The organism is Streptomyces sp. VNUA24, from assembly GCF_029167005.1.
Taxonomy (GTDB): Bacteria; Actinomycetota; Actinomycetes; order Streptomycetales; family Streptomycetaceae; genus Streptomyces; species Streptomyces scabiei.
Genome location: NZ_CP119143.1, coordinates 2,726,216 through 2,747,823, shown reverse-complemented (window position 1 = coordinate 2,747,823; position 21,608 = coordinate 2,726,216). Strand labels below are relative to the sequence as shown.

Annotated in this window: 18 protein-coding genes and 1 pseudogene; 8 read left to right on the top strand and 11 right to left on the bottom strand. The window is 72.4% G+C overall.

Annotated elements, in window-relative coordinates:
* Window positions 1-101: 101 nt before the first annotated feature.
* Both PYR72_RS11485 and PYR72_RS11480 read left to right on the top strand, forming a co-directional pair.
* Entirely contained in the window at window positions 102-1,001 is a 900-nt protein-coding gene (locus PYR72_RS11485; RefSeq protein WP_275455233.1) for a shikimate dehydrogenase, read from the top strand.
* Window positions 1,002-1,226: 225 nt separating this feature from the next.
* On the top strand, window positions 1,227-3,017 hold the full coding sequence (locus tag PYR72_RS11480) for a sugar phosphate isomerase/epimerase and 4-hydroxyphenylpyruvate domain-containing protein (RefSeq protein ID WP_275455232.1): 1,791 nt from the start codon (window positions 1,227-1,229) through the stop codon (window positions 3,015-3,017).
* Between the two features lie 24 nt (window positions 3,018-3,041).
* Here PYR72_RS11480 and PYR72_RS11475 read toward each other — a convergent pair whose 3' ends face one another.
* The 9 genes and pseudogenes from PYR72_RS11475 to PYR72_RS11435 all read right to left on the bottom strand — a co-directional run bounded on the left by PYR72_RS11475 (window position 3,042) and on the right by PYR72_RS11435 (window position 14,196).
* Complete coding sequence (locus tag PYR72_RS11475; RefSeq protein WP_275455231.1) at window positions 3,042-4,496, bottom strand: pentapeptide repeat-containing protein; 1,455 nt, start codon at window positions 4,494-4,496, stop codon at window positions 3,042-3,044.
* A gap of 140 nt (window positions 4,497-4,636) precedes the next feature.
* Window positions 4,637-5,518, bottom strand: coding sequence for a phosphogluconate dehydrogenase (NAD(+)-dependent, decarboxylating) (gnd, locus tag PYR72_RS11470; protein WP_275460386.1), 882 nt, complete (start codon window positions 5,516-5,518; stop codon window positions 4,637-4,639).
* 10 nt (window positions 5,519-5,528) lie between these two features.
* Window positions 5,529-6,494, bottom strand: coding sequence for a glucose-6-phosphate dehydrogenase assembly protein OpcA (opcA, locus tag PYR72_RS11465; protein WP_275455230.1), 966 nt, complete (start codon window positions 6,492-6,494; stop codon window positions 5,529-5,531).
* The gene (gene zwf, locus PYR72_RS11460) at window positions 6,491-8,020 is read right to left on the bottom strand and encodes a glucose-6-phosphate dehydrogenase (protein WP_275455229.1); all 1,530 of its coding nucleotides are present in this window, start codon (window positions 8,018-8,020) and stop codon (window positions 6,491-6,493) included. Before zwf ends, opcA begins: the two co-directional genes overlap by 4 nt.
* Window positions 8,017-9,198: a transaldolase gene (gene tal / locus PYR72_RS11455; RefSeq protein ID WP_275455228.1), complete on the bottom strand. Its 1,182-nt coding sequence runs from the start codon at window positions 9,196-9,198 to the stop codon at window positions 8,017-8,019. Before tal ends, zwf begins: the two co-directional genes overlap by 4 nt.
* A 19-nt stretch (window positions 9,199-9,217) precedes the next feature.
* A pseudogene (locus PYR72_RS11450) lies at window positions 9,218-9,489 on the bottom strand (transketolase); the annotation flags it as partial.
* 72 nt (window positions 9,490-9,561) lie between these two features.
* Complete coding sequence (locus tag PYR72_RS11445) at window positions 9,562-10,950, bottom strand: glycoside hydrolase family 16 protein (RefSeq protein WP_275455227.1); 1,389 nt, start codon at window positions 10,948-10,950, stop codon at window positions 9,562-9,564.
* 867 nt (window positions 10,951-11,817) lie between these two features.
* Complete coding sequence (locus PYR72_RS11440) at window positions 11,818-12,522, bottom strand: TetR/AcrR family transcriptional regulator C-terminal domain-containing protein (RefSeq protein ID WP_275455226.1); 705 nt, start codon at window positions 12,520-12,522, stop codon at window positions 11,818-11,820.
* A 54-nt stretch (window positions 12,523-12,576) separates the two neighbouring features.
* Window positions 12,577-14,196, bottom strand: a complete 1,620-nt coding sequence (locus PYR72_RS11435) for a gamma-glutamyltransferase (RefSeq protein ID WP_275455225.1) — start codon at window positions 14,194-14,196, stop codon at window positions 12,577-12,579.
* A 170-nt stretch (window positions 14,197-14,366) separates the two neighbouring features.
* On the opposite strand from PYR72_RS11435, the gene PYR72_RS11430 reads away from it, so the two are divergent.
* From PYR72_RS11430 to PYR72_RS11415, 4 genes are all read left to right on the top strand, one after another.
* Window positions 14,367-15,239, top strand: coding sequence for an ABC transporter substrate-binding protein (locus tag PYR72_RS11430; RefSeq protein WP_275455224.1), 873 nt, complete (start codon window positions 14,367-14,369; stop codon window positions 15,237-15,239).
* 41 nt (window positions 15,240-15,280) lie between these two features.
* Window positions 15,281-16,156: an amino acid ABC transporter permease gene (locus tag PYR72_RS11425; RefSeq protein WP_275455223.1), complete on the top strand. Its 876-nt coding sequence runs from the start codon at window positions 15,281-15,283 to the stop codon at window positions 16,154-16,156.
* A gap of 58 nt (window positions 16,157-16,214) precedes the next feature.
* Window positions 16,215-17,015 carry an amino acid ABC transporter ATP-binding protein gene (locus PYR72_RS11420; protein WP_275460385.1) on the top strand — a complete coding sequence of 267 codons (801 nt, stop codon included), beginning with the start codon at window positions 16,215-16,217 and terminating at the stop codon, window positions 17,013-17,015.
* A 77-nt stretch (window positions 17,016-17,092) separates the two neighbouring features.
* Window positions 17,093-18,190 (top strand): serine hydrolase domain-containing protein, encoded by a 1,098-nt coding sequence (locus PYR72_RS11415; RefSeq protein WP_275455222.1) that lies wholly within the window; start codon window positions 17,093-17,095, stop codon window positions 18,188-18,190.
* 58 nt (window positions 18,191-18,248) lie between these two features.
* On the opposite strand, the gene PYR72_RS11410 is transcribed toward PYR72_RS11415, so the two are convergent.
* On the bottom strand, window positions 18,249-19,130 hold the full coding sequence (locus PYR72_RS11410; RefSeq protein WP_275455221.1) for an IclR family transcriptional regulator: 882 nt from the start codon (window positions 19,128-19,130) through the stop codon (window positions 18,249-18,251).
* Window positions 19,131-19,134: 4 nt separating this feature from the next.
* Entirely contained in the window at window positions 19,135-19,560 is a 426-nt protein-coding gene (locus PYR72_RS11405) for a MarR family transcriptional regulator (protein ID WP_275460384.1), read from the bottom strand.
* A 236-nt stretch (window positions 19,561-19,796) separates the two neighbouring features.
* On the opposite strand from PYR72_RS11405, the gene PYR72_RS11400 reads away from it, so the two are divergent.
* Window positions 19,797-20,714: an SDR family oxidoreductase gene (locus PYR72_RS11400; RefSeq protein WP_275455220.1), complete on the top strand. Its 918-nt coding sequence runs from the start codon at window positions 19,797-19,799 to the stop codon at window positions 20,712-20,714.
* Between the two features lie 11 nt (window positions 20,715-20,725).
* A complete protein-coding gene (locus PYR72_RS11395) occupies window positions 20,726-21,601 on the top strand; it encodes an amidohydrolase family protein (RefSeq protein ID WP_275460383.1) in 876 nt (291 codons plus the stop codon).
* The last annotated feature ends 7 nt before the right edge of the window (window positions 21,602-21,608 follow it).

Here is a 21,608-nt window from a genome sequence, read left to right as displayed (position 1 = left end):
GGCCCGCCGGTCGTGTGCGTGGCCGGGCCTTCCCAGGACCGCCCCGAGGTGCTATGACTAACGTACTAGTTCGTACATTAGCCAGCTCAGGAGGCCCCGCCGTGCCCCAGGTCTCGAACCGTGCCGCCGAGCAGGACTCGTATCTCGTCGGCCTCATCGGCTCCGGTATCGGGCCCTCGCTCAGCCCCGCCCTGCACGAGAGGGAGGCCGACCGGCAGGGCCTGCGCTACGTGTACCGCCTGATCGACATCCACGAACTGGGGGTGGGGCCGGAGGCGGTCGGCGACCTCGTCCGCGCCGCCCGCGACCTGGGCTTCGACGGGCTGAACATCACCCACCCGTGCAAGCAGCTCGTCATCGACCACCTCGACGGCCTCGCCCCGCAGGCCGCCGCGCTCGGCGCGGTCAACACCGTCGTCTTCGAGGACGGCCGTGCCGTCGGCCACAACACGGACGTCACCGGCTTCGCCGCCTCCTTCGCCCGCGGTCTGCCCGACGCCCCGCTGGAGAAGGTGGTGCAGCTGGGCGCCGGGGGAGCGGGTGCCGCCGTCGCCCACGCCACGCTCACCCTCGGCGCGGAGCACGTCACCGTCGTCGACGCCATGCCCGACCGGGCCACCGGCCTCGCCGCCGCCCTCAACCGCCACTTCGGCCCGGGACGGGCCGCCGCGTCGACCCCGGACGCGCTGCCGGGACTGCTCGCGCGGGCCGACGGGATCGTCCACGCGACACCGACGGGGATGGCCGCCCACCCCGGACTGCCGTTCGCCGCGGAGCTGCTGCGTCCCGGGCTGTGGGTGGCGGAGGTGGTGTACCGGCCGCTGGAGACCGAGCTGCTGCGGGCCGCCCGGGGGCTCGGCTGCGCCACCCTGGACGGCGGCGGGATGGCGGTGTTCCAGGCGGCCGACGCGTTCCGCCTGTTCACCGGGCGGGAGCCGGACACCGCGCGGATGCTCGCCGACATCGGTGAGCTGGCCGGCACCGCGGGAGCGCGCACCTGAGCACCCGGACGGCCGGTCCGGCGCGTCGCCCGCGGGTCGGTCGCCCGCGGGTCCGCCCCGGCCGGCCGCGCCCACGCGGCGGAGCCGCACCATGTCACGCCCCGCGCCCCTGACCGGGGCGCGACCCGGTTCAAGGAGTGCCCCATGATTCCCACGACTCCCACGATTCCTTCGACTCCTACGACTCCCACGATTCCCACGCGTTCCGTGCGCGCCCCACGTCCCATGCGTACGTCCATCGCCACCGTCTCCCTCGGCGGATCCCTCACCGAGAAGCTCACCGCCGCCGCGCGGGCCGGCTTCGACGGGGTGGAGATCTTCGAGAACGATCTGCTGGCCAGTCCGCTCACGCCCGAGGAGGTCAGGGCCCGCTGCATGGATCTCGGGCTGAGCATCGACCTCTACCAGCCGATGCGGGACGTCGAGGCCGTGCCGGCGGAGGTGTTCGAGGGCAATCTGCGACGGGCCCGCCACAAGTTCGAGCTGATGGGACGGCTCGGCTGCGACACGGTGCTCGTCTGTTCCAGCGTGCATCCGCTCGCCGAGGACGACGACGCGCTCGCCGCGTCCCACCTGCGGCGACTGGCCGACCTGGCGCAGGAGTTCGGCATCCGGGTCGCGTACGAGGCACTGGCGTGGGGGCGGCACGTCAGCACGTACGACCACGCGTGGCGCATCGTGGAGGCGGCCGGCCATCCGGCGCTCGGCACCTGCCTGGACAGCTTCCACATCCTGGCCCGGGGCTCCGACCCCAAGGCCGTCGAGGACATCCCCGGCGAGAAGATCTTCTTCCTGCAGCTCGCCGACGCACCGCTGATGGCGATGGACGTGCTGCAGTGGAGCCGGCACTACCGCTGCTTCCCCGGACAGGGCGGCCTGGACGTCACCGCCCTGGTGAAGCACGTCATGGCGACCGGCTACGACGGACCGCTGTCGCTGGAGGTCTTCAACGACGTCTTCCGGCAGGCCGAGGCCGGCCCCACCGCCGTGGACGCCCACCGCTCGCTGCTGATGCTCCAGGAGGCGGCGGGCATCGCCGCACTGCCCGAGCGCGTGGTGCCCACGGGTGTGGCCTTCGCCGAACTGGTCACGGCCGACGCCGAACCGGTGGGCGCGCTGCTCGACGCGCTCGGCTTCGCCCGCACCGCCCGGCACCGCAGCAAACCGGTCGACCTGTGGCAGCAGGGCGACGCGCGGGTCCTGGTCAACACCGGCCCGGCCGCCCGGCGCGAGGGCACCCGGCTCGCCGCGATCGGACTGGAGTCACCGGACCCGGCCGGCGCCGCCCGCCGCGCCGAGGCCCTGCTCGCACCGGTGCTGCCGCGCCGCCGTGCCGCCGAGGACGTGCCCCTGGACGCCGTCGCCGCGCCCGACGGCACCGAACTCTTCTTCTGCGCCACCGACCATCCGCGACTCCCCAGCTGGACGGCGGACTTCAGGCCCGTGCCCCACTCCGGGGACGCGGGCCACGTGCGGCGCGTTGACCACCTCGCGCTCACCCAGCCCTGGCATCAGTTCGACGAGGCGGCCCTCTTCCACCGGACGGTGCTCGGCCTGCACGCCCGCGACAGCGTCGAAGTCGCCGACCCCTACGGCCTGTTCCGCAGCAGGCCGGTGGCCGGCGAGGACGGCGGCGTCCGGATCGCCCTCGGCGTCGGCCCCGCCCCGGCCGACCCCGCCGCGCGCTCCCAGCACATCGCCCTGGCCACGGACGACGTCGTCGCCGCGGCCCGCGCCTTCCGCGCGGCCGGGGGCCGGCTCCTGGCCGTCCCCGCGAACTACTACGACGACCTGGCCGCCCGGTTCGTGTTCGCCGACGGCGAGCTGGAGACGTACCGCGCATTCGGCATCCTCTACGACCGCGACGCGGACGGCGAGTTCCGCCACTGCTACACCGAGACCGTCGGCCGGGTCTTCTTCGAACTCGTCCAGCGCGACGGCGGGTACCGGGGCTACGGCGCGCAGAACGCCCCCGTGCGTCTCGCCGCCCAGCACAGCCGACGCCTCCTCGGGTGACAGGGTGCCAGGGTGCCTACGAGGCTATTGGCGGCTGACGGCGCGCGTCACACCTGTGACGACCGTCGTCGCGAGGATCCAGCCGGTGATGACGAGCAGATACGACAGCCACTGCCCGGGACCCTCGGGCGCGTACGCCCGTTCCTGTCCGAAGTCGATGATCGGCAGGAGCAGGTCGAGGGTGTAGAAGACCGCGTTGAAGAGCGGTGCCTCGTCCGCCTTGAGGGCGTGCGGCGGGTGCACCGCGTACGTCACCGAGCCCACCGCCATCAGCGACAGCAGCCAGACGGCCGCACGCAGCGGACGGAAGCCGTAGCCGACCGTGGCGTCCTGGGCGTACCCCCACAGCCGCCCGTACCAGCGCAGCGTGGCGCGATGGCGGCGCTGCTTGGCGAGCTGGACGCGCCGGGCCGCGTCCTCGTCACCGATCCTGCGGTACGCGGCCGTCAACTGCTCGTAGGAGTACGGCAGATATGCCTCGCCGTCCCGCTCCAGCATCGGCAGCCGCCGGTCAGCCGGCTCGTGCGGCATGAGGGAGGTGTAGGTGAGGCTGTTCAGCAGGACTTGGTCCGGAAGCATGTCCGGCTCCAGCACCAGCACCTCTATCTGGGCGCGGCGCATGTTGAGGACGCCCTCCACCGCTGGACCGTCGCGCAACCACAGTTCGCTGATGACGGAACTGCTCACCCGCAGCGCCACGGCGCCGGGACTCGACAGCCGCGCGTACGCCAGGTCCAGTTGGCCGCCGACCCGGGCACCGCGCAGCTCCACCCGGCCGCGTACGTCCGCGCGGCGGAGCACCACATCGGACTCCGTGGAGAGTGTCTCCGCGGCGAGCGCGGTGCCGTCGGGCCGGTGCAGACGGGCCCGTCCGAGGTCGACCCTGCCGGCGACATGGGCGCCGCCGAGCCGGACCTCGCCGTGCGCGCGCAGCCCGGGGGCGCACAACTCCTCCCCGATCTCCGCTTGGTTGAGCCCCAGCGCGGGCTCGTCGTCCGGTGCGGTGAACTCGGCCCGCTCCATGAACAGGGTCCCGGAGATCTGCGCCCCGGTGAGCCGCACCGGCCCCAGGAACCGGCACTCGGTCAGCCGCAGCCCGCCGTCCACCCGCACCCGTGCCGAACGCAGGCCGGGCAGCACGGACCCGGTCAGATTGAGGTAGGTGAACCGGGCGCCCGAGAAGTCGGGGGTCTCGTCGAAGTGGCAGCCCCTCAGCCGTACGACACTGTCGACCGTCGCGTACTTCAGGTCCAGTGCCCCGGAGATCCGGGCGCCCTCGATCCTCAGGGCCGCGACCTCGCCCTCCTCCTGGGGAGCGGTGAGCAGTAACGCCCGCAGCACGCGGGCCCGTACGGTCCGCTCCGGACCCGGGGCGGCGTCGTCCGCCGTGGGGTCCCCGGACGTGAAGTCCACCGCCGCGCCGAGCGGGAAGGCGTCCCACACCCGCCGCTCGGCCGCCGTCAGGTCGTTGATCATCATCACCGGGAATCTCACCCGCGACGCCCGGGCCTGTCAACCACGCGTGGTCCCCGGCCCCGGCCGTCGGCGGCCGGGGGGAGCAGGACGTTCCCCGCGCCCCGAGGGGTGCGCGGGGAACGTCCTGCTGTCGTGCCAGGCGCCTACTCGGTCGCCTCGACCGCGTGACCTCCGAACTGGTTGCGCAGCGCGGCGATCATCTTCATCTGGGGGGAGTCGTCCTGACGGGAGGCGAAGCGCGTGAACAGCGAGGCGGTGATCGCCGGCAGCGGCACCGCGTGGTCGATGGCGGCCTCCACGGTCCAGCGTCCCTCGCCGGAGTCCTCGGCGTAGCCGCGCAGCTTCGCCAGGTGCTCGTCGTCGTCGAGCGCGTTGACGGCGAGGTCCAGCAGCCAGGACCGGATGACGGTCCCCTCCTGCCAGGACCGGAACACCTCGCGCACGCTCGTCACCGAGTCGACCTTCTCCAGCAGCTCCCAACCCTCGGCGTACGCCTGCATCATGGCGTACTCGATGCCGTTGTGGACCATCTTGGAGAAGTGCCCGGCGCCCACCTTGCCCGCGTGGACGTACCCGTACGGCCCCTCCGGCTTGAGGGCCTCGAAGATCGGCTGGAGCCGCTCCACGTGCTTCTCGTCGCCGCCCACCATCAGGGCGTAGCCGTTCTGGAGCCCCCACACGCCGCCCGAGACACCGGCGTCGACGAAGCCGATGCCCTTCGCACCCAGCTCGGCGGCGTGCTTCTCGTCGTCCGTCCAGCGGGAGTTGCCGCCGTCGACGACCGTGTCGCCCGGCGACAGCAGCTCCGCCAGTTCGTCGATGACGGACTGGGTGGCACCGCCGGCCGGGACCATCACCCAGACGGTGCGCGGACTGCCGTCGAGGCGCTCGACCAGTTCGGCGAGGCTGCCCACGTCGGAGACGTCGGGGTTGCGGTCGTAGCCGATGACGGTGTGGCCCGCGCGGCGGATCCGCTCGCGCATGTTGCCGCCCATCTTGCCGAGACCGATCAGACCCAGCTGCATCGGTGCCATGTCAGTTCACTTCTCCCTGAGCGTCGGAAACGTTTCGGACGGGCTTGTCGTCGGTGCTCCCGCCGCCGCGCAGGGCGACGGCGTACATCTCGTCGGCGTCCAGGCGCCGCAGTTCCTCGGCGATCAGCTCGGAGGTGGGCCGCACCTTCAACGCGAGGGTCCGGGACGGCTGGCCCGGCAGCGTGAGCGTGGCGAGCGGGCCCTCGGGGCGGTCGATGACGACCTCGCCCCGGGCGGTGCCGAGGCGGACGCCCGTCACCACCGGCCCGGCGGTCAGGACCCGCTCGACGGACACGCCGAGCCGGGCCTCCAGCCAGCGGGCCAGCAGTTCGGCGCTCGGGTTGTCGGCCTCGCTCTCCACGGCGGCCGAGGTGATGGTCTCCTTGGCCTGGTCGAGGGCGGCCGCCAGCATGGAACGCCACGGCGTCAGCCGGGTCCAGGCGAGATCGGTGTCGCCCGGCGTGTAGGAGGCGCTGCGCTGCTCCAGGGCGGCGAGCGGGGACTCCACGGCGTACATGTCGGTGATCCGGCGCTGGGCCAGCGCGCCGAGCGGGTCCTTCGCCGGGTTCTCCGGCGCGTCCACCGGCCACCACACCACCACCGGCGCGTCCGGCAGCAGCAGCGGCAGGACCACGGAGTCGGCGTGGTCGGACACCTCGCCGTACGTCCGCAGCACGACCGTCTCGCCGGTGCCCGCGTCGGCGCCGACCCGAACCTCGGCGTCCAGGTGCGACTTGGTGCGGTCCTTCGGGGTGCGGGCGTGCCGCTTGATGACGACCAGGGTGCGCGAAGGGTGCTCGTGCGAGGCCTCCTCGGCCGCCTTGATCGAGTCGTACGCGTTCTCCTCGTCCGTCACGATCACCATCGTGAGGACCATGCCCACGGCGGGTGTGCCGATGGCCCTGCGGCCCTGCACCAGGGCCTTGTTGATCTTGCTTGCCGTGGTGTCCGTCAGGTCGAATTTCATGGCCTGCGCCAGCTCCGTCCGTCTCGTGCGAGCATCTCGTCCGCTTCCTGTGGGCCCCAGCTGCCCGAGGCGTACTGCGCGGGCCTGCCGTGCTTGGCCCAGTACTCCTCGATCGGGTCGAGGATCTTCCAGGACTCCTCCACCTCCTGGTGGCGGGGGAAGAGGTTGGCGTCGCCGAGCAGCACATCCAGGATCAGCCGTTCGTACGCCTCCGGGCTGGACTCGGTGAACGACTCGCCGTACGCGAAGTCCATGGTGACGTCCCGGATCTCCATCGAGGTACCCGGCACCTTCGAACCGAAGCGCACGGTCATCCCCTCGTCCGGCTGCACCCGGACGACCACCGCGTTCTGCCCCAGCTCCTCGGTGGCGGTGGAGTCGAACGGGGAGTGCGGGGCACGCTGGAAGACCACCGCGATCTCCGTCACCCGGCGGCCCAGCCGCTTGCCGGTCCGCAGATAGAAGGGCACCCCCGCCCAGCGCCGGTTGTCGATGCCGAGCTTGACCGCCGCGTAGGTGTCCGTCGTCGAGGAGGGGTCGATGCCGTCCTCCTCCAGATAGCCGGGCACCTGTTCACCGCCCTGCCAGCCGGCCGCGTACTGTCCGCGCACGGTGTGCCGGCCCAGGTCCTCCGGCAGCCGTACGGCCCTGAGCGCCTTCAGCTTCTCGGTCAGCAGCGACTCCGCGTCGAACGCGGCCGGTTCCTCCATGGCGGTCAGGGCCAGCAGCTGCAGGAGGTGGTTCTGGATGACGTCACGCGCCGAGCCGATGCCGTCGTAGTACCCGGCGCGGCCGCCGATGCCGATGTCCTCGGCCATCGTGATCTGCACGTGGTCGACGTAACTGCGGTTCCACAGGGGCTCGTACATCTGGTTGGCGAAGCGGAGCGCCAGGATGTTCTGGACGGTCTCCTTGCCGAGGTAGTGGTCGATGCGGAAGACCTGCTCGGGGTCGAACACGTCGTGCAGGACCGCGTTCAGCTCGCGGGCGCTGGCCAGGTCGTGACCGAACGGCTTCTCGATGACCGCGCGCCGCCAGGACCCCTCGGGCGGACTGGCCAGCCCGTGCTTCTTGAGCTGCTTGACCACCTTCGGGAACATGCTCGGCGGCACCGAGAGATAGAACGCGAAGTTGCCGCCCGTGCCCCGGGAGCCGTCCAGCTCCTCGACGGCCTCGCGCAGCCGCTTGAACGCCTCGTCGTCGCCGAAGTCGCCGGGGATGAACCGCATCCCCTCGGCGAGCTGCTGCCAGACCTCCTCACGGAACTCGGTACGGGCGTGCTCGCGGACCGCGTCGTGCACGATCTGCGCGAAGTCCTCGTCCTCCCAGTCCCGGCGCGCGAAGCCCACGAGCGAGAAGCCCGGCGGCAGCAGGCCCCGGTTGGCCAGGTCGTACACGGCCGGCATCAGTTTCTTGCGGGACAGGTCACCGGTCACCCCGAAGATGACGAGCCCCGACGGGCCCGCGATCCGGGGGAGCCGGCGGTCCTCCGCGTCCCGGAGCGGGTTGAGCCACTCGGCGGTCATTCCCCATCAACTCCTCTGCTGTTCAACGACTTCGCCACCACGTCCGACAGGTCCTGCCACGCCGCCCCGAACGCGGCGACGCCCTGCTTCTCCACCATCCCCACGACCTCCACGCAGGAGACACCCAGCCCTTCCACGGCCGCGAGATCCGCACGGGCCTGTGTGTACCCGCCGTTCACCGTGTTCCCACGGACGACGCCCCGTTCGGCGACGGCGTCGAGCGTGGCCCCGGTCATCGCGCTGACGGTGCCGGGCGCGACCAGCTCCTCCACGTACCGGGTGTCCCGGTGGGCGGGGTTCGTCACGGCCGTGGAGGCCCACAGCAGGCGCTGCTCGTTGGCGCGGGCCCCGGCGAGGGCGGTCCAGCGGCTGCCCGGCTGCCGGGTGCCGTCGGCCTTGCCGAACATCTCTTCGTACGCCTCATGGGCCAGCCGCGCGTGGGCGAGCCCGGCGCGGCCCCGCAGCTCCCGTGCCTCCCGCGTGCCGAGCAGCGTCAGCCGCTCGTCGATCTCGGCGTCCAGAGGCGAGACGCAGAGAGAGGCGACGGAGTGGACGGCGGACAGGTCCAGGCCCGCCGCCCGCGCCTGCTCCAGGCCCGCCAGATAGGCGTGCATCACCTCGTAGTGGCGTTCCAGCGAGAAGACCGCCGTGGCGGCGACGCTGATCCCGAGCCCGACGACCTCGGTGATCGCCCCGAGGCCCGCCCTCGTCGCCGGGATCCCGACCATCACGTTGGGGCGGTCGACGAGCCGGACCAGCCGCTCGGCCTCGGCGACGGTCGCGGCACCGTCGTGGGCCGCCCGGGGGTCGACCGGGACGGACACCCGGCCGTCCCGCCCCGCCGTCGCCTCGTACACCGGGCGCAGCACGTCGGCGGCGGCGCGCGCGTCGGCGGCCGTCATCATCCGGACGGCCTCGTCGGCCGCCACCCCGCGCACGGCGAGGTCGTCGAGCTGGTCCTCATAACCCTCCGCGGAGCCGATCGCGGCCCGGAGGACGGACGGGTCGGCCGTCACCCCGACGACGTGCCGCTTCTCGACGAGCTTCGCGAGGCCGCCGGAGGCGATGTGGGTACGGGAGAAACCGTCGAGCCAGACGGAGACGCCCTCGTCGGCGAGGCGCGTCAGAGGATCCGCGACGAGGGCCGTCACGGCTGGTTCGGTGCTCACAATGATCATCTTCCTTCAGGCGCTCGCGTCAACCGCGAACGGCGGCGAGTGATTCCCGCGCGGCGGCGACGACGTGCTCGGAGGTGAAGCCGTACGCGGCGAACAGCGTCTCCGCGCCGCAGGAGGCGCCGAAGTGTGCGAGAGAGACGATGCGGGGCCGTGGTCACCGACGTAGCGGTACCAGGTCGGACCGATCCCCGCCTCGACCGCCACGCGGGCCCGCACGGACGGCGGCAGCACAGGCGCGCGACATTCGCGCGTCTGTTCCTCGAACCACTCCGCCGACGGCATCGGCACCACCCCGGCCCCGCACGGCGAAGGGGCTCCGCGCCGATGCGCGGAGCCCCTTCCCGGTACGGGCCGACCGGCCGCTCAGCGGCCGAAGGTGAACCAGTTCACGTTCACGAAGTCCTGTGGCTGGCCGCTGGTGAAGGTCAGATAGACGTCATGGGTGCCGGTCACCCGGCTGATGTTCGCGGGGACCGTCCGCCAGGACTGCCAGCCCCCGGTATTGGCGATCGAGAAACTGCCCACCGGCGCGTTCGCCCGGCTGTCGATCCTGACCTCGACCAGACCGCTCACCCCCGCGTTGGCGCCGGAGGCCACCCGGGAGACGAACTGTGTCGCGCCGGTGGAGCCGAAGTTCACGTTCTGGAAGAGCGCCCAGTCGCCATGGGCCAGCGCGCCGATGTTCTGACCGCCGCCGGTGTCGGTCGTGGTCTCGGTGAGGGTGCCGCTCTGGCCGTTGTACGACTCGGCCTGGATGGTGCTGTACGCGTCACGTGTGCCCGTCGGGGGAGGGGTGGTGGTGCCGCCGCCGGCCGACAGCACCTGGACGTAGTCGACGACCATGGGGACACCGGAGCGGGTGTCGCCGTCCAGGCCGCCGCCGAACGCGTCCGGGAACGCGCCGCCCATCGCCACGTTCAGGATGATGAAGAACCCGTGGTCGGTCGCGTTGGTCCACGTGGTCGCGTCGACCTGGTTCGCGTTGACCGAGTGGAACTGGGTGCCGTCGACCGAGAAGCGGATCGTCTCGGGGGTCACCGACCGGTCCCACTCCATGGTGTACGTGTGGAACCCGGACTGGCAGGTCGTGCCCGGGCAGGCGGTGGAGTTGCCGATGCCGGTCGTCTCGTTGCACGGACCGCCGGGGTTGGTGCCGCAGTGGATCGTGGCCCAGACCTGGTTGCGGCCCTGCACGTTCTCCATGATGTCCAGCTCGCCGACGCTCGGCCAGTTCTGGTAGTTGCCCCGGTAGGGGGCGCCCAGCATCCAGAAGGCCGGCCAGTAGCCCTCGGCGGCCGTGCCGGTGACGTTCGGCATCTGCAGCCGTGCCTCGACCCGCAGCTTCCCGCCCGCCGGGGGCTGGAAGTCGGTGCGGTTGGTCTCGATCCGGCCGGAGGTCCACCGGCCCGCCGCGTCGCGGACCGGGGTGATGCGCAGGTTGCCGTTGCCGTCGAGCGAGACGTTGCTGGTGCTGTTCGTCATGGTCTCGACCTCGCCGGTGCCCCAGTTGGCAGGGCCTCCGGGGTACGAAGTCCCGGTGGCGTACTGCCAGTTGGAGGTGTTGACGCCGGTGCCGGCGGTGCCGTTGAAGTCGTCGACGAAGACCTGGGTCCAGCCTGCGGGCGGTGTGGGGGCGGCGCCCTGCGCGGTCGTCGCCCACGCCGTGGCCAGCGCCAGCGCGCCGGCCATGGCGAGGAACACGCGCCTGAGCGGGCGGCGACGTCCGAGGGGTGTGCCGGAGGGTTCACTCATAGCGGCCTCTTCGGGTGTACGGAGTGACGTGCGCGGGTGGGGGGAGCGCTCCGTGGAGTCCCGTCCTGAGAGCGCTCTCAGATGCGGAGCGTGCGGTCAATGTGCGCTGCGGCGCTGCCGTCGTCAAGAGTTGAAGCGGAGAAAGTCCTTGCGCGCGGGCCGAGTTCACCTCTTTTCCGCGAGGGGGATCCGGCGTTCACATCAGGGCAGAAGCGCGTCCGGGGGTGGGCGGCACGGAGCCTCGCGGTGGACGACCTGGCAGGTCGCACCGGGGCGCCGGTGTGCCGACCCGATGTGAACGCCGGCCGCTCCCCGGTGAAGGACGGAGTGAGCCGGCCCGGGGAGTGGCCGCGGGCCGGGGCCGCCCCCGGGGCAGCGTGTCGACGAGCTCGTCGGCGAAGAGCTCCGAGCCGCACGCACCGCACGGCGAGGTCCCGTGACCGCGCGGGCGCGGCGGGACGTGCGAGGTGCGGCGGGACCCGCGAGGCGCGCGGCGGGGCGTGCGGGTGCGGTGGGAACCGGCGAGGGGTGCCGAGGGATCCGCGAGAGGCGCGGCGGAACCCGCGAAGTGCAGCCGGGACCTGCGAGGTGCGGCGGGACCGGCGAGGGGGCGGCGGGACCCGCGAGAGGCGCGGCGGAACCCGCGAGAGGCGCGGCGGAACCCGCGAAGTGCAGCCGGGACCTGCGAGGTGCGGTGGGAACCGGCGAGGGGGCGGCGGGACCCGCGAGGGGCGCAGCGGGACGTGCGAGGTGCCGTGGAACCCGCGAGGCGCCGCGGAACCCGCGAGGGGTGCCGCGGGGCGGGTCCTCGCGGGGCGCGGGATGCCCTGTCGGGTCCCGGCGTCCGGCGCGCCCCGGCGGCCGCCCCTACGCCCGCGCGTCCGCCTTCGCCCGGATGGTGTCGATGACCGCCCGGACGGCGGTGACGAAGTTCTCGGGGTCGTCCAACGCCTTGAAGCGCGGGGCCAGTCGGGCGATGTGGGGGAACTTCTCGGGCGGCAGGTTGAGGTAGTCCGTCTTCCACGCCCGGAGATCCGCGTCCCGGATCTCGGGGGACAGGGACGCCAGACTCGCGTCCATGGCGCTGTAGGACAGCACCAGATCGGCGAAGACGCGGTAGTAGCGGGCCGTGTCCTCGTCGTCGAGACCCGCGCGGCGCATGCAGTCCAGCTTCCGTTCCACGGTACGGAACTCGTTCTCCCGGCGGGCGGTGCGCGCGGCCGCGAGGGCGCCCACCCGGGGGTGCCGGAGGAACGCCCGGTGGGTGTGGACCGCGATCTGCATCAGATCGTGGGCCCAGTCGTCCGTCGGTGGAGGCGTGTGCGCCAGCGCCTCCTCGTGCAGGGCGTCGATGAGGGCCAGCAACAGCTCGTCCTTGTTGCGGAAGTGCCGGTAGATCGCCGTCGGATGAGCGCTCAGCTCGCGGCCGAGCGCCGAGAACGTCAGCTTGTCCATGCCGGACGAGTCGGCCACCCGGAACGCGGCCTGGACGATGGTCTCCTGGCTCAGGGTGCCGCGGGGCAGCCGGGGCCGGCGTGTGGCCTTGCCCGTACCGGCGTCACTGGTCGTCATAGGTCCTTCCCCATGTCGGTTCTCCTCCATAGTGGTGCACCGGGACCGCCCCGGTCAGCCCGCGACGGCCGAGCCGTCCGCCCGCGGGTCGGTGGCCGCCAGCAGACGCGGACCGGTGGCGTCGTCCGTCCGGCGGACCAGTTGGCCGTGCCCCACACCGTCGTCGTGCGTGCCGATCAGGTCGACGGCGAAGCCCGCGCCCTCGATCGCGCCGACGCCCGCGCGGGGCACGTCCCGCTCCGCCTTGACGGTGCCCGCTCCCTCCGCGACCCCGGCCTCCATGGCCCCGAGGACCCAGCGCGGCGCCGACACGGCACGCCCCGGGGAGGCGCCGGCGGCCAGCTGCAGGGCGAGATGGGTGTGCACCTGCGGCTGCGCGCGACCGCCCATGACGCCGTGCGCGCCGACGAGCGTGCCGGTCTCCCGGACCAGGACCGGCATCAGGGTGTGCAGGGGACGCTTGCCGCCGGCGAGCCGGTTCGGTGACGTCGGGTCCAGCGAGAACGACGCACCCCGGTTGTGCAGGACGACACCGGTGCCGGGATCGAGCAGCCCGGCACCGAAGCAGTGGAACACGCTCTGGATCAGGGAGACCCAGGTGCCGTCGCGGTCGGTGACGACGACGGCGACGGTGTCGCCGGACGCCTTCGGCCGGCCCAGCAGTTCGACCGGTGTGCCCGCCAGGGCCCGCTCGGCGACGCGTCGCACGTACGGGGCCGACAGCAACTCCTCGGCAGGGGCGGCCTCCTCCCACTCCGGGTCGCAGCAGAAGCTGTCGCGGTCGGCGGCGGCCTGGGCGAGCACGGACGCCACCACCCCCGCGTCGCGGCCCAGCGGGTCGAGCGTCCCGCGCACCGCGCGCACCACGTCGAGCGCGCGCAGGCCCTGGAGGAAGTACAGGCCCTGGGAGTTGTCGCCGCCGGAGAGGTACTCGACGCCGTCGTACACCGCGCCGTGGGTTCCCGACAGCCGGACCCTGTGCTCGGTGAGATCCTCGACCGTCATGGCCGAGCCGTGCCCGGCGAGCAGTTTCACCAGGCTCAGGCCCACGTCCCCGCCGTACAGGGCGGACGGTCCCTGCGCGGCGATCGACGCGAGCGTACGGGCGAGGGCGGGCTGCCGCAGGGTCCGGCCCGCCGCCAGGACGTCTCCCTCGGCGAAGAACACGCCCAGCATCCCGGGGTCGCGGGCCAGGACGTGGCGTTCCCTGCGCAGGTCCAGAGCCAGCCCGGGGGCGACGGGCACGCCCTCGCGGGCGGCCGCCTCGGCGGGGGCGAGCGCCGCCGCGAGCGGACGGGTCCCCCAGGCTTCGGCGAGCGCGGCCCAGCCGGCCACCGCGCCGGGGACGGTGACCGGGAGCGCGCCGAGGACGGGCATCCGCTCGTACCGGTCGGCCAGCTCCCGCACGTCGACGGCCCGCGGTGCCCGGCCGCCGGCGTTGACGAAACGGACCTCGCCGTCGGCCGTGCCCACGAGCGCCAGGAGATCGCCGCCGACCGAACACTGGTTGGGGTAGACGACGGTCAGCATGGCGGCGGCCGCGAGCGCGGCGTCCACCGCGTTGCCCCCACCGCGCAGGACGTCGGCCGCGGCGTCGCTCGCCGTCGAGTGCGGTGTCGCGACGGCCCATTCGCCGCCCGAGGCGGAGAGCCGACGCTCGGTGAGTACGGACATGGTTCCCTTCCCCAGCGCCCGCGGCAGATGGTCGTTAACCGCCCTGTTACGGGAGATTCCTTGACAGCTTCCGAGCGCCCGCCCTAGCTTCCCTACATAGTCAACGTCATCGACTATCGCATTGACTAAGAGCCCACGCAACCACGGTGAATCCCTGAAGGAGGCCGGCAATGGCAAGATCGTTCCGTCGTGCCAGTCGTACGACACTCCCGGCGGCCTGTGCCGCCGTCGCGGCCACGGCCGTGCTCGCCGGGTGCGGCGGCGCCGCCGGGACCGCGGCCTCGTCCGCGCCCTCGCCCGTGGTCGACCTGCCCGCGGGGACCCTCGTGAAGGACGGGCAGATCACCTACTGCTCGGACATCAGCGCGCCGCCGCTGACCTACTACGACGCGGCGCAGAAGCCGGTGGGCGCCGAGATCGAACTCGGCGACGCGCTCGCGCAGCGGCTCGGCGTCAAGGCGAACTGGGCCAACACCGCGTTCAACGGCATCATCCCCGCGCTGCAGGCCGAGCAGTGCGACGCGATCATCACCCAGCTCTACATCAAGCCCGAGCGGGAGAAGGTGGTGGACTTCGTCCCGTACATGTACGCCTCCAACACCCTTGTCGTGTCCGCCGAGAAGGGCGAGGGCATCAAGGGCGTGGCCGACCTGTGCGGCAAGAAGGCGGCGGCCCAGACGGGTACGACCGTCGCCGACCATCTCGCCGCCCAGTCGAAGAAGTGCCGGGCGGACGGGAGGCGACAGGTCGACATCCGGCTGTTCAACAAGGACACCGACGCCCTGCAGCAGCTGCGCCTCGGCCTGGTCGACAGCTACGGGACGACCCTGGAGACCGCCGCCTACGTGATGAAGCAGCAGCCGGGCACCTTCGCACTCGCCGGTGAGCCCTTCAACCGCATCAAGGTGGGTGCCGCGACCCGCAAGGGCGACACCGCGCTGCACGACGCCCTCACGAAGGCGTTCGCCGCCCTCCGGAAGGACGGCGCGTACGCCGCCATCCTCAAGAAGTGGAACCTGACGGGCGACGACATCGCCGGTTAGCACCCCGCCCGCGTCCGCACCCAAGCAGGGAGAGGGATGACGTGATCGACACGTCCTTGCTCGCCGGTCCGGCACCGGTGGCCGGCTTCGACTGGCCGTTCTTCTGGCACTATCTGCTGTCCCCTTCGGGCATCTTCCTCGAAGGACTGTGGCGCACCGTCTACATATCGGTCGTCGCCCAGACGCTCGGTGTGCTGCTCGGGCTCGTCATCGCGCTGGCCCAGCGCAGCCGGTTCGCCGGCCTGCGCTGGTGCGGCCGGACGTACGTCTGGCTGATCAGGGGCACGCCCCTGCTGGTTCAGCTGGTCCTCGTCTACAACGGCCTCGCGGCGGCGGGCGTCTACCGGTTCACCGACGTCCAGGTGGGCGGCCTCGTGCTGCTCGGTGTCGTGCAGGCGGCCGTCCTGACGCTCGCGGTGAACGAGGCCGCCTACATGGCCGAGATCATCCGTGCCGCGCTCGACGCCATCGACCGGGGCCAGACCGAGGCGGCGCAGGCCCTCGGTATGACTCCCTCGCTGACCATGCGGGTGGTCCTGCTGCCGCAGGCGCTGCGGATCGTCGTTCCGCCGCTGGGCAACGAGTTCAACCTGATGATGAAGTCGACGTCGCTGCTGTCGGTCATCGGGCTGCAGGAGATGTTCCTGACGGCCCAGTCGATCAACTCGGCCACCTTCAGGACGTTCGAGATCTTCCTCGTCGCCGCGTGCTACTACCTCGCCCTGACGACGGTCTGGTCGTTCGTCCAGCGGTTCATCGAGCGCAGGCTCGCGGACCCCGGGACCGTCCCGCCTCCCGGCCCCTCCCTGCGGGAGCGGTTCGTCGGCGGCGGCAGGGGCGGGGGCTCCGGCCCCGTGCACCGGCGGAACGAGGCCGCGGGCAAGGAAGCCACACTCACGGGCAAGGAGGCGTACTGACGTGGAACCGATCGCGAGGGCGACAGGGGTGAACGACCCGCACGACCGTGTCGTACCGATCCGCACGGGCCCGGCCGGTCCCGCGGATCCGTCGGCGGTGCTGTCGGCGCGCGGGGTGGTCAAGGCGTTCGGCGACGTACGGGTGCTCGACGGTGTGTCCATGGACGTCCGCGCCCGCGAGGTGGTGGTGGTCGTCGGGCCGTCGGGCTCGGGGAAGACCACGTTCCTGCGGTGCCTCAACCATCTGGAGAGCATCGACGCGGGAGAGATCCTCGTCCAGGGACGCCGGGTCGGGTACAAGGACGGCCCGGACCGCCTGGTGGAGGAGCGGCCGAGGACGATCGCCGAACGCCGGCGCAGCATCGGCTTCGTCTTCCAGCGCTTTAACCTCTTCCCGCACCTCACCGCCCTGGACAACGTGGCCGTCGCCCCGATGAAGGTCCTCGGCGTGCCGAAGGGCGAGGCGAGGGAGCGGGCGCACGCCCTGCTGGCCAGGGTCGGCCTCGCGCACAAGGCGTCCTCGCGGCCTTCCGTCCTGTCCGGAGGCCAGCAGCAGCGGGTCGCCATCGCCCGCGCCCTCGCGATCAAGCCGGAGCTGATGCTGTTCGACGAACCCACCAGCGCGCTCGACCCGGAGATGGTCGGCGAGGTCGTGACCGTGATGAAGGAGCTGGTCGAGGACGGCCTGACGATGGTCGTCGTCACCCACGAGATGGGGTTCGCGCGGTCGGCCGCCGACCGGCTCGTCATGTTCGACCACGGAGTGATCCTGGAGGAGGGGACCCCCGAGAAGCTCATGACGGACCCCGAACACCAGCGCACCCGCGCGTTCCTGAGGCGCATCGACGGCCACGGCTGAGCGAGGGCCGGCGCCCCTGTCGACCGCCGCGTTTATTCGATGGCTCCGCACGGGGGCATCCCGTTACCTTGCCCCTCATGGCCAACACTCACGGTACGTGCACGGACCGGTTCGCCGCGGTGCGGCAGGCGCTCTCCGCCTCACTGGACGACAAGGACGTCGGCGCGTCGGTCGCCGTGTACGTGGACGGAGAGCCGGTGGTCGACCTCTGGGGCGGGTACGCCGACGCGGCGCGCACCACCCCGTGGGAGCGGGACACGATCACGCACGTGTGGTCCACCACCAAGACGATGACCGCCCTGTGCGTGCTGATGCTCGCCGACCGGGGCGTACTGGACCTGGACGCGCCGGTGGCGGAGTACTGGCCCGAGTTCGCGGCGGCCGGCAAGGAGCGGATACGGGTCAGCCACGTCCTCGCGCACACCGCCGGCCTGCCCCGCTTCGAGGCGCCCACGACGCTGGAGGACCTGTACGACTGGTCCACGGCCACCTCCCGGCTCGCCGCGCAGGCACCGGCCTGGGAGCCCGGCACCCAGGCCGGCTACCACGCCGTCACCCAGGGGTATCTGCTCGGGGAGATCGTCCGCCGGGTCACCGGCCGCAGCCTGGGCACCTTCCTCGCCGAGGAGGTCACGGGCCCGCTGGGCGCCGACTTCCACATCGGGCTCGCCGCCGAGCACGACCACCGGGTGGCGCCGATCATCCCGCCGCCCTCCTCCCCGCCCCCGAGCGGCCCGCCGCCCAACCCGGCCGTCCCGGCGGACTCCGCCAACGCCACGGCCTGGCGCCGCGCCGAGATCCCGGCGGCGAACGGCCACGGCAACGCCCGCTCGGTCGCCGCCGTGCAGTCGCTGCTGGCCTGCGGCGGGACGGCGCGCGGGGTCCGGCTGCTGTCGGAGAAGGGGGCCGAACGGGCCCTGGAGGAACAGTTCGACGGCACGGACAACGTCTTCGGCGTCCCCATGCGCTACGGCATGGGCTTCGGTCTGAACGGCGGCCAACTGCCCAACCCCCGCACCTGTTTCTGGGCCGGCTGGGGCGGCTCGATCGTCCTGGTCGACTTCGACGCCCGGATGTCCGTGGCGTACGTGATGAACCAGATGATCGACGAGGGTCTCACCGACGACCGTGCCTTCATGATGCTCGCGGCCGTCTACGAGGGCCTGGCGGCCTGATCCGTACGGCCCGCCCGTTCGACCTCGTCCGCCCCGCCGTCCCGCGGCGGGGCGGACGTCATGTCGAGGCCGCGCCCCGGCCCGGGATCAGCGACCCCCTGCGCGGTTCGTCCGGCTGCCAGCCCAGGGCGCGGGAGATCCCGCGGGCCGCCACCCGGACCGCCGGTGTCAGCACGGGCACCTGGGCGCCCGCCTGCGGCACCACCACCGACACGGCCGCGACGACCGAGCCGCCCGGCCCGCGCACCGGCGCGGCCACCGACAGCGCGTCCTCGGTGACCTGACGGCTGCTCACGGCCACCCCCGTACGCCGTACTTCCGCGAGCACCCGCCGCAACCGGGCCGCGTCGGTGAGGGTGTACGGCGTGAAGGAGGCCAACGGCCCCTGGCAGTAGGTCTCCTGGGAGCCGGTGTCGCCATGGGCGAGGAGCGCCAGGCCCACTCCGGTGGCGTGCAGCGGCCAGCGGCCGCCGACCCGGATGTGGACGCCGACGGCCGAACGCCCGGAGATCCACTCGATGTAGACGACCTCGTCGCCGTCGCGCACCGCGAGCTGCACGTTCTCGTGCGTGGCCTCGTACAGGTCCTCCAGGTACGGCAGCGCGATCTGGCGCAGCGCGAGTCCGCGCGGGGCGAGAGCCGCCAGCTCCCACAGCCGCAGGCCCACGTGGTAGGTCCCGGACGGGTCCCGCTCCAGCGCGCCCCACTCGGTGAGCGCGCCGACCAGCCGGTGGGCCGTGGTCAGCGACAGCCCGGCCCGGCGGCCGATGGCGCTCAGCGTGAGGGCCGGGTGCTCGTGGTCGAAGGCGGCCAGCACGGCGAGCAGCCGGTCCGGCGCGGAGCGGGCGGCGCCCGCGGCCGGCCGGGGCACGGTCCCCGTCGGCGAGGGCTGCCGCGGTACGGGTCCCGGCCACGGGAGCGCGTCGGTGGTCATCGGCATGGCGTCACCCCAGTCCGGCCTCGGCGACCTTCTGCAGCAGCACGTGGAGGGTCTCACGCTCGTCGGCGTCGAGGGGGTCCAGCAGGTCGTTCGTGACGCGTTGTCCGGCCTCGTCGGTGTCGCGGAGGAAGGACCGGCCGTCCTCGGTCAGGACGACGATCCGGCTGCGGCGGTCGTCGGGGGAGGGGCGCCGCTCGGCGAAGCCCAGCTTCTCCAGGTCGTCCACCAGACCGACGATCGCGCTCGGGTCGTAGCCGAGCGACGCGCTCAGCTCCCGCTGGAGCGCCCCCGGGGCCGTGGCCAGGAAGCGCAGCAGCGCGTAGTGCCGCAACCGCAGCCCCGACTCCTGGAGGGAGGAGTTGAACAGCTGCCCGGACCGCATCCCCAGGCGGTACAGCAGATAGCCCGTGTCGGCGTGCAGGCCGCGCATCCAGGGCTCGCGCGCGTCGATCGGGGCGGAGTTCTGCGTCTGCTGGCGGGCGATGGCGGGCTCCCTGGTCGAGGCCCCGGGCGAGGGGGCGTGACGGCGTACCGCCCCAGCATGACGCAACGCCCGGGGAACAACAACTATTGACGTCAACAACTATTGCTCTTAACTTCGATCCCACAGTCGCAGTCGGCGCCCCTCCGGCGCCCTTCGTCGCACCCCACCCGAAGGGACCCCTCGTGCCCAGCATCGATCTCACCGGCAAGGTCGCCGTCGTCACGGGCAGTGGCCGTGGCCTCGGACTGGCCTACGCACAGGCCCTCGCCGCCGCCGGCGCCTCCGTCGTCGTCAACGACATCGACGAGGCCGTGGCCGAGGCGGCCGTGAAGTCCATCACCGAGGCCGGCGGCAAGGCCGTCGCCGAGGTGGTCCCGGTCGGCACGACCGAGGCGGCCGACCGGCTGGTGGCACGCGCGGTGGAGGAGTTCGGGCGGCTGGACGTCCTGGTCACCAACGCGGGCATCCTGCGCGACAAGGTGCTGTGGAAGATGTCCGACGACGACTTCGACGCGGTGATCACCACCCACCTCAAGGGCACCTTCACCTGCGCCCGCGCCGCCGCGATCCGCATGCGCGAGCAGGGCGAGGGCGGCTCCCTGATCCTGGTCGGCTCCCCGGCCGGCCAGCGCGGCAACTTCGGCCAGACGAACTACGCCGCCGCCAAGGCCGGCATCGCGGCCTTCGCCCGCACCTGGGCCATGGAGCTGGGCCGCGCGAACATCACGGTCAACGCGATCGTCCCGGTCGCCGCCACCGCGATGACCGAGACCATCCCGGTCTTCGCCCCGTACGTCGAGGCCCTGCGCGAGGGCAAGCCGTTCCCGGACTTCCTGCGCAAGGGCGAGGGCTTCGGCACCCCCGAGGACTGCGCGGCCCTCGTCCCCTTCCTCGCCTCCGAGGCGGCGCGCGGGGTCACCGGCCAGGCCATCGGCATCGGCGGCGACAAGGTGGCACTCTGGTCGCACCCGCAGGAGATCAAGGCGGCGTACGCGAACGGCGGCTGGACCCCCGAGGCCCTCGCCGACGTCTGGCCGACCTCGCTGGGCGCCGAGCCGCAGACCGTGGGCGTCCCCGCCCCGAAGATCCCGGAGGCGTGATGAGCCAGGCCATGAACGTCGAGGACCTCGTCGCGATCGACGTCCACACCCACGCCGAGGTGTCCTCCAAGGGCAAGGCGTCCCTGGACGACGACCTGCACGAGGCCTCCTCCGCCTACTTCAAGGTCGAGGGCAAGCGGAAGCCCACCCTGGAGGAGACGGCCGCCCACTACCGCGAGCGGAGGATGGCCGCCGTGATCTTCACGGTGGACGCCGAGTCCGCGACCGGCACCGAGCCCGTCCCCAACGAGGAGGTCGCCGAGGCGGCCGCCGCCAACGCGGACGTGCTCATCCCCTTCGCCTCCATCGACCCCTTCCGGGGCAGGGCGGGCGTGAAGCGGGCCCGCCGGCTGGTCGAGGAGTACGGGGTGAAGGGCTTCAAGTTCCACCCCAGCATCCAGGGCTTCTTCCCCAACGACCGCTCGGTGGCGTACGACCTGTACGAGGTCATCGAGGAGACGGGCACGATCGCCCTCTTCCACACCGGCCAGACGGGCATCGGGGCCGGGGTCCCGGGCGGCGGCGGCATCCGCCTGAAGTACTCCAACCCGCTGCACGTCGACGACGTGGCCGCCGACTTCCCGCACCTCAAGATCATCCTGGCGCACCCGTCCTTCCCCTGGCAGGACGAGGCGCTGGCGGTGGCCACGCACAAGCCGGGCGTGCACATCGACCTGTCCGGCTGGTCGCCGAAGTACTTCCCGCCGCAGCTCGTGCAGTACGCGAACACTCTGCTCAAGGACAAGGTCCTCTTCGGCTCCGACTACCCCGTCCTCACCCCCGACCGCTGGCTCGCGGACTTCGAGAAGCTGCCGATCAAGGACGAGGTCAGGCCGAAGATCCTGAAGGAGAACGCCGCCCGGCTGCTCGGACTGACCAAGCCATGACCGTGGC

Bases quoted from the DNA above. Each gene is read 5' to 3' on its own strand.
- PYR72_RS11480 (WP_275455232.1), top strand. From the start codon at position 1,227: ATGCGTACGTCCATCGCCACCGTCTCCCTCGGCGGATCCCTCACCGAG.
- PYR72_RS11475 (WP_275455231.1), bottom strand. From the start codon at position 4,496: ATGATGATCAACGACCTGACGGCGGCCGAGCGGCGGGTGTGGGACGCC.
- gnd (WP_275460386.1), bottom strand. From the start codon at position 5,518: ATGCAGCTGGGTCTGATCGGTCTCGGCAAGATGGGCGGCAACATGCGC.
- opcA (WP_275455230.1), bottom strand. From the start codon at position 6,494: ATGAAATTCGACCTGACGGACACCACGGCAAGCAAGATCAACAAGGCC.
- zwf (WP_275455229.1), bottom strand. From the start codon at position 8,020: ATGACCGCCGAGTGGCTCAACCCGCTCCGGGACGCGGAGGACCGCCGG.
- tal (WP_275455228.1), bottom strand. From the start codon at position 9,198: ATGATCATTGTGAGCACCGAACCAGCCGTGACGGCCCTCGTCGCGGAT.
- PYR72_RS11445 (WP_275455227.1), bottom strand. From the start codon at position 10,950: ATGAGTGAACCCTCCGGCACACCCCTCGGACGTCGCCGCCCGCTCAGG.
- PYR72_RS11440 (WP_275455226.1), bottom strand. From the start codon at position 12,522: ATGACGACCAGTGACGCCGGTACGGGCAAGGCCACACGCCGGCCCCGG.
- PYR72_RS11435 (WP_275455225.1), bottom strand. From the start codon at position 14,196: ATGTCCGTACTCACCGAGCGTCGGCTCTCCGCCTCGGGCGGCGAATGG.
- PYR72_RS11430 (WP_275455224.1), top strand. From the start codon at position 14,367: ATGGCAAGATCGTTCCGTCGTGCCAGTCGTACGACACTCCCGGCGGCC.
- PYR72_RS11415 (WP_275455222.1), top strand. From the start codon at position 17,093: ATGGCCAACACTCACGGTACGTGCACGGACCGGTTCGCCGCGGTGCGG.
- PYR72_RS11410 (WP_275455221.1), bottom strand. From the start codon at position 19,130: ATGCCGATGACCACCGACGCGCTCCCGTGGCCGGGACCCGTACCGCGG.
- PYR72_RS11405 (WP_275460384.1), bottom strand. From the start codon at position 19,560: ATGCGCGGCCTGCACGCCGACACGGGCTATCTGCTGTACCGCCTGGGG.
- PYR72_RS11395 (WP_275460383.1), top strand. From the start codon at position 20,726: ATGAACGTCGAGGACCTCGTCGCGATCGACGTCCACACCCACGCCGAG.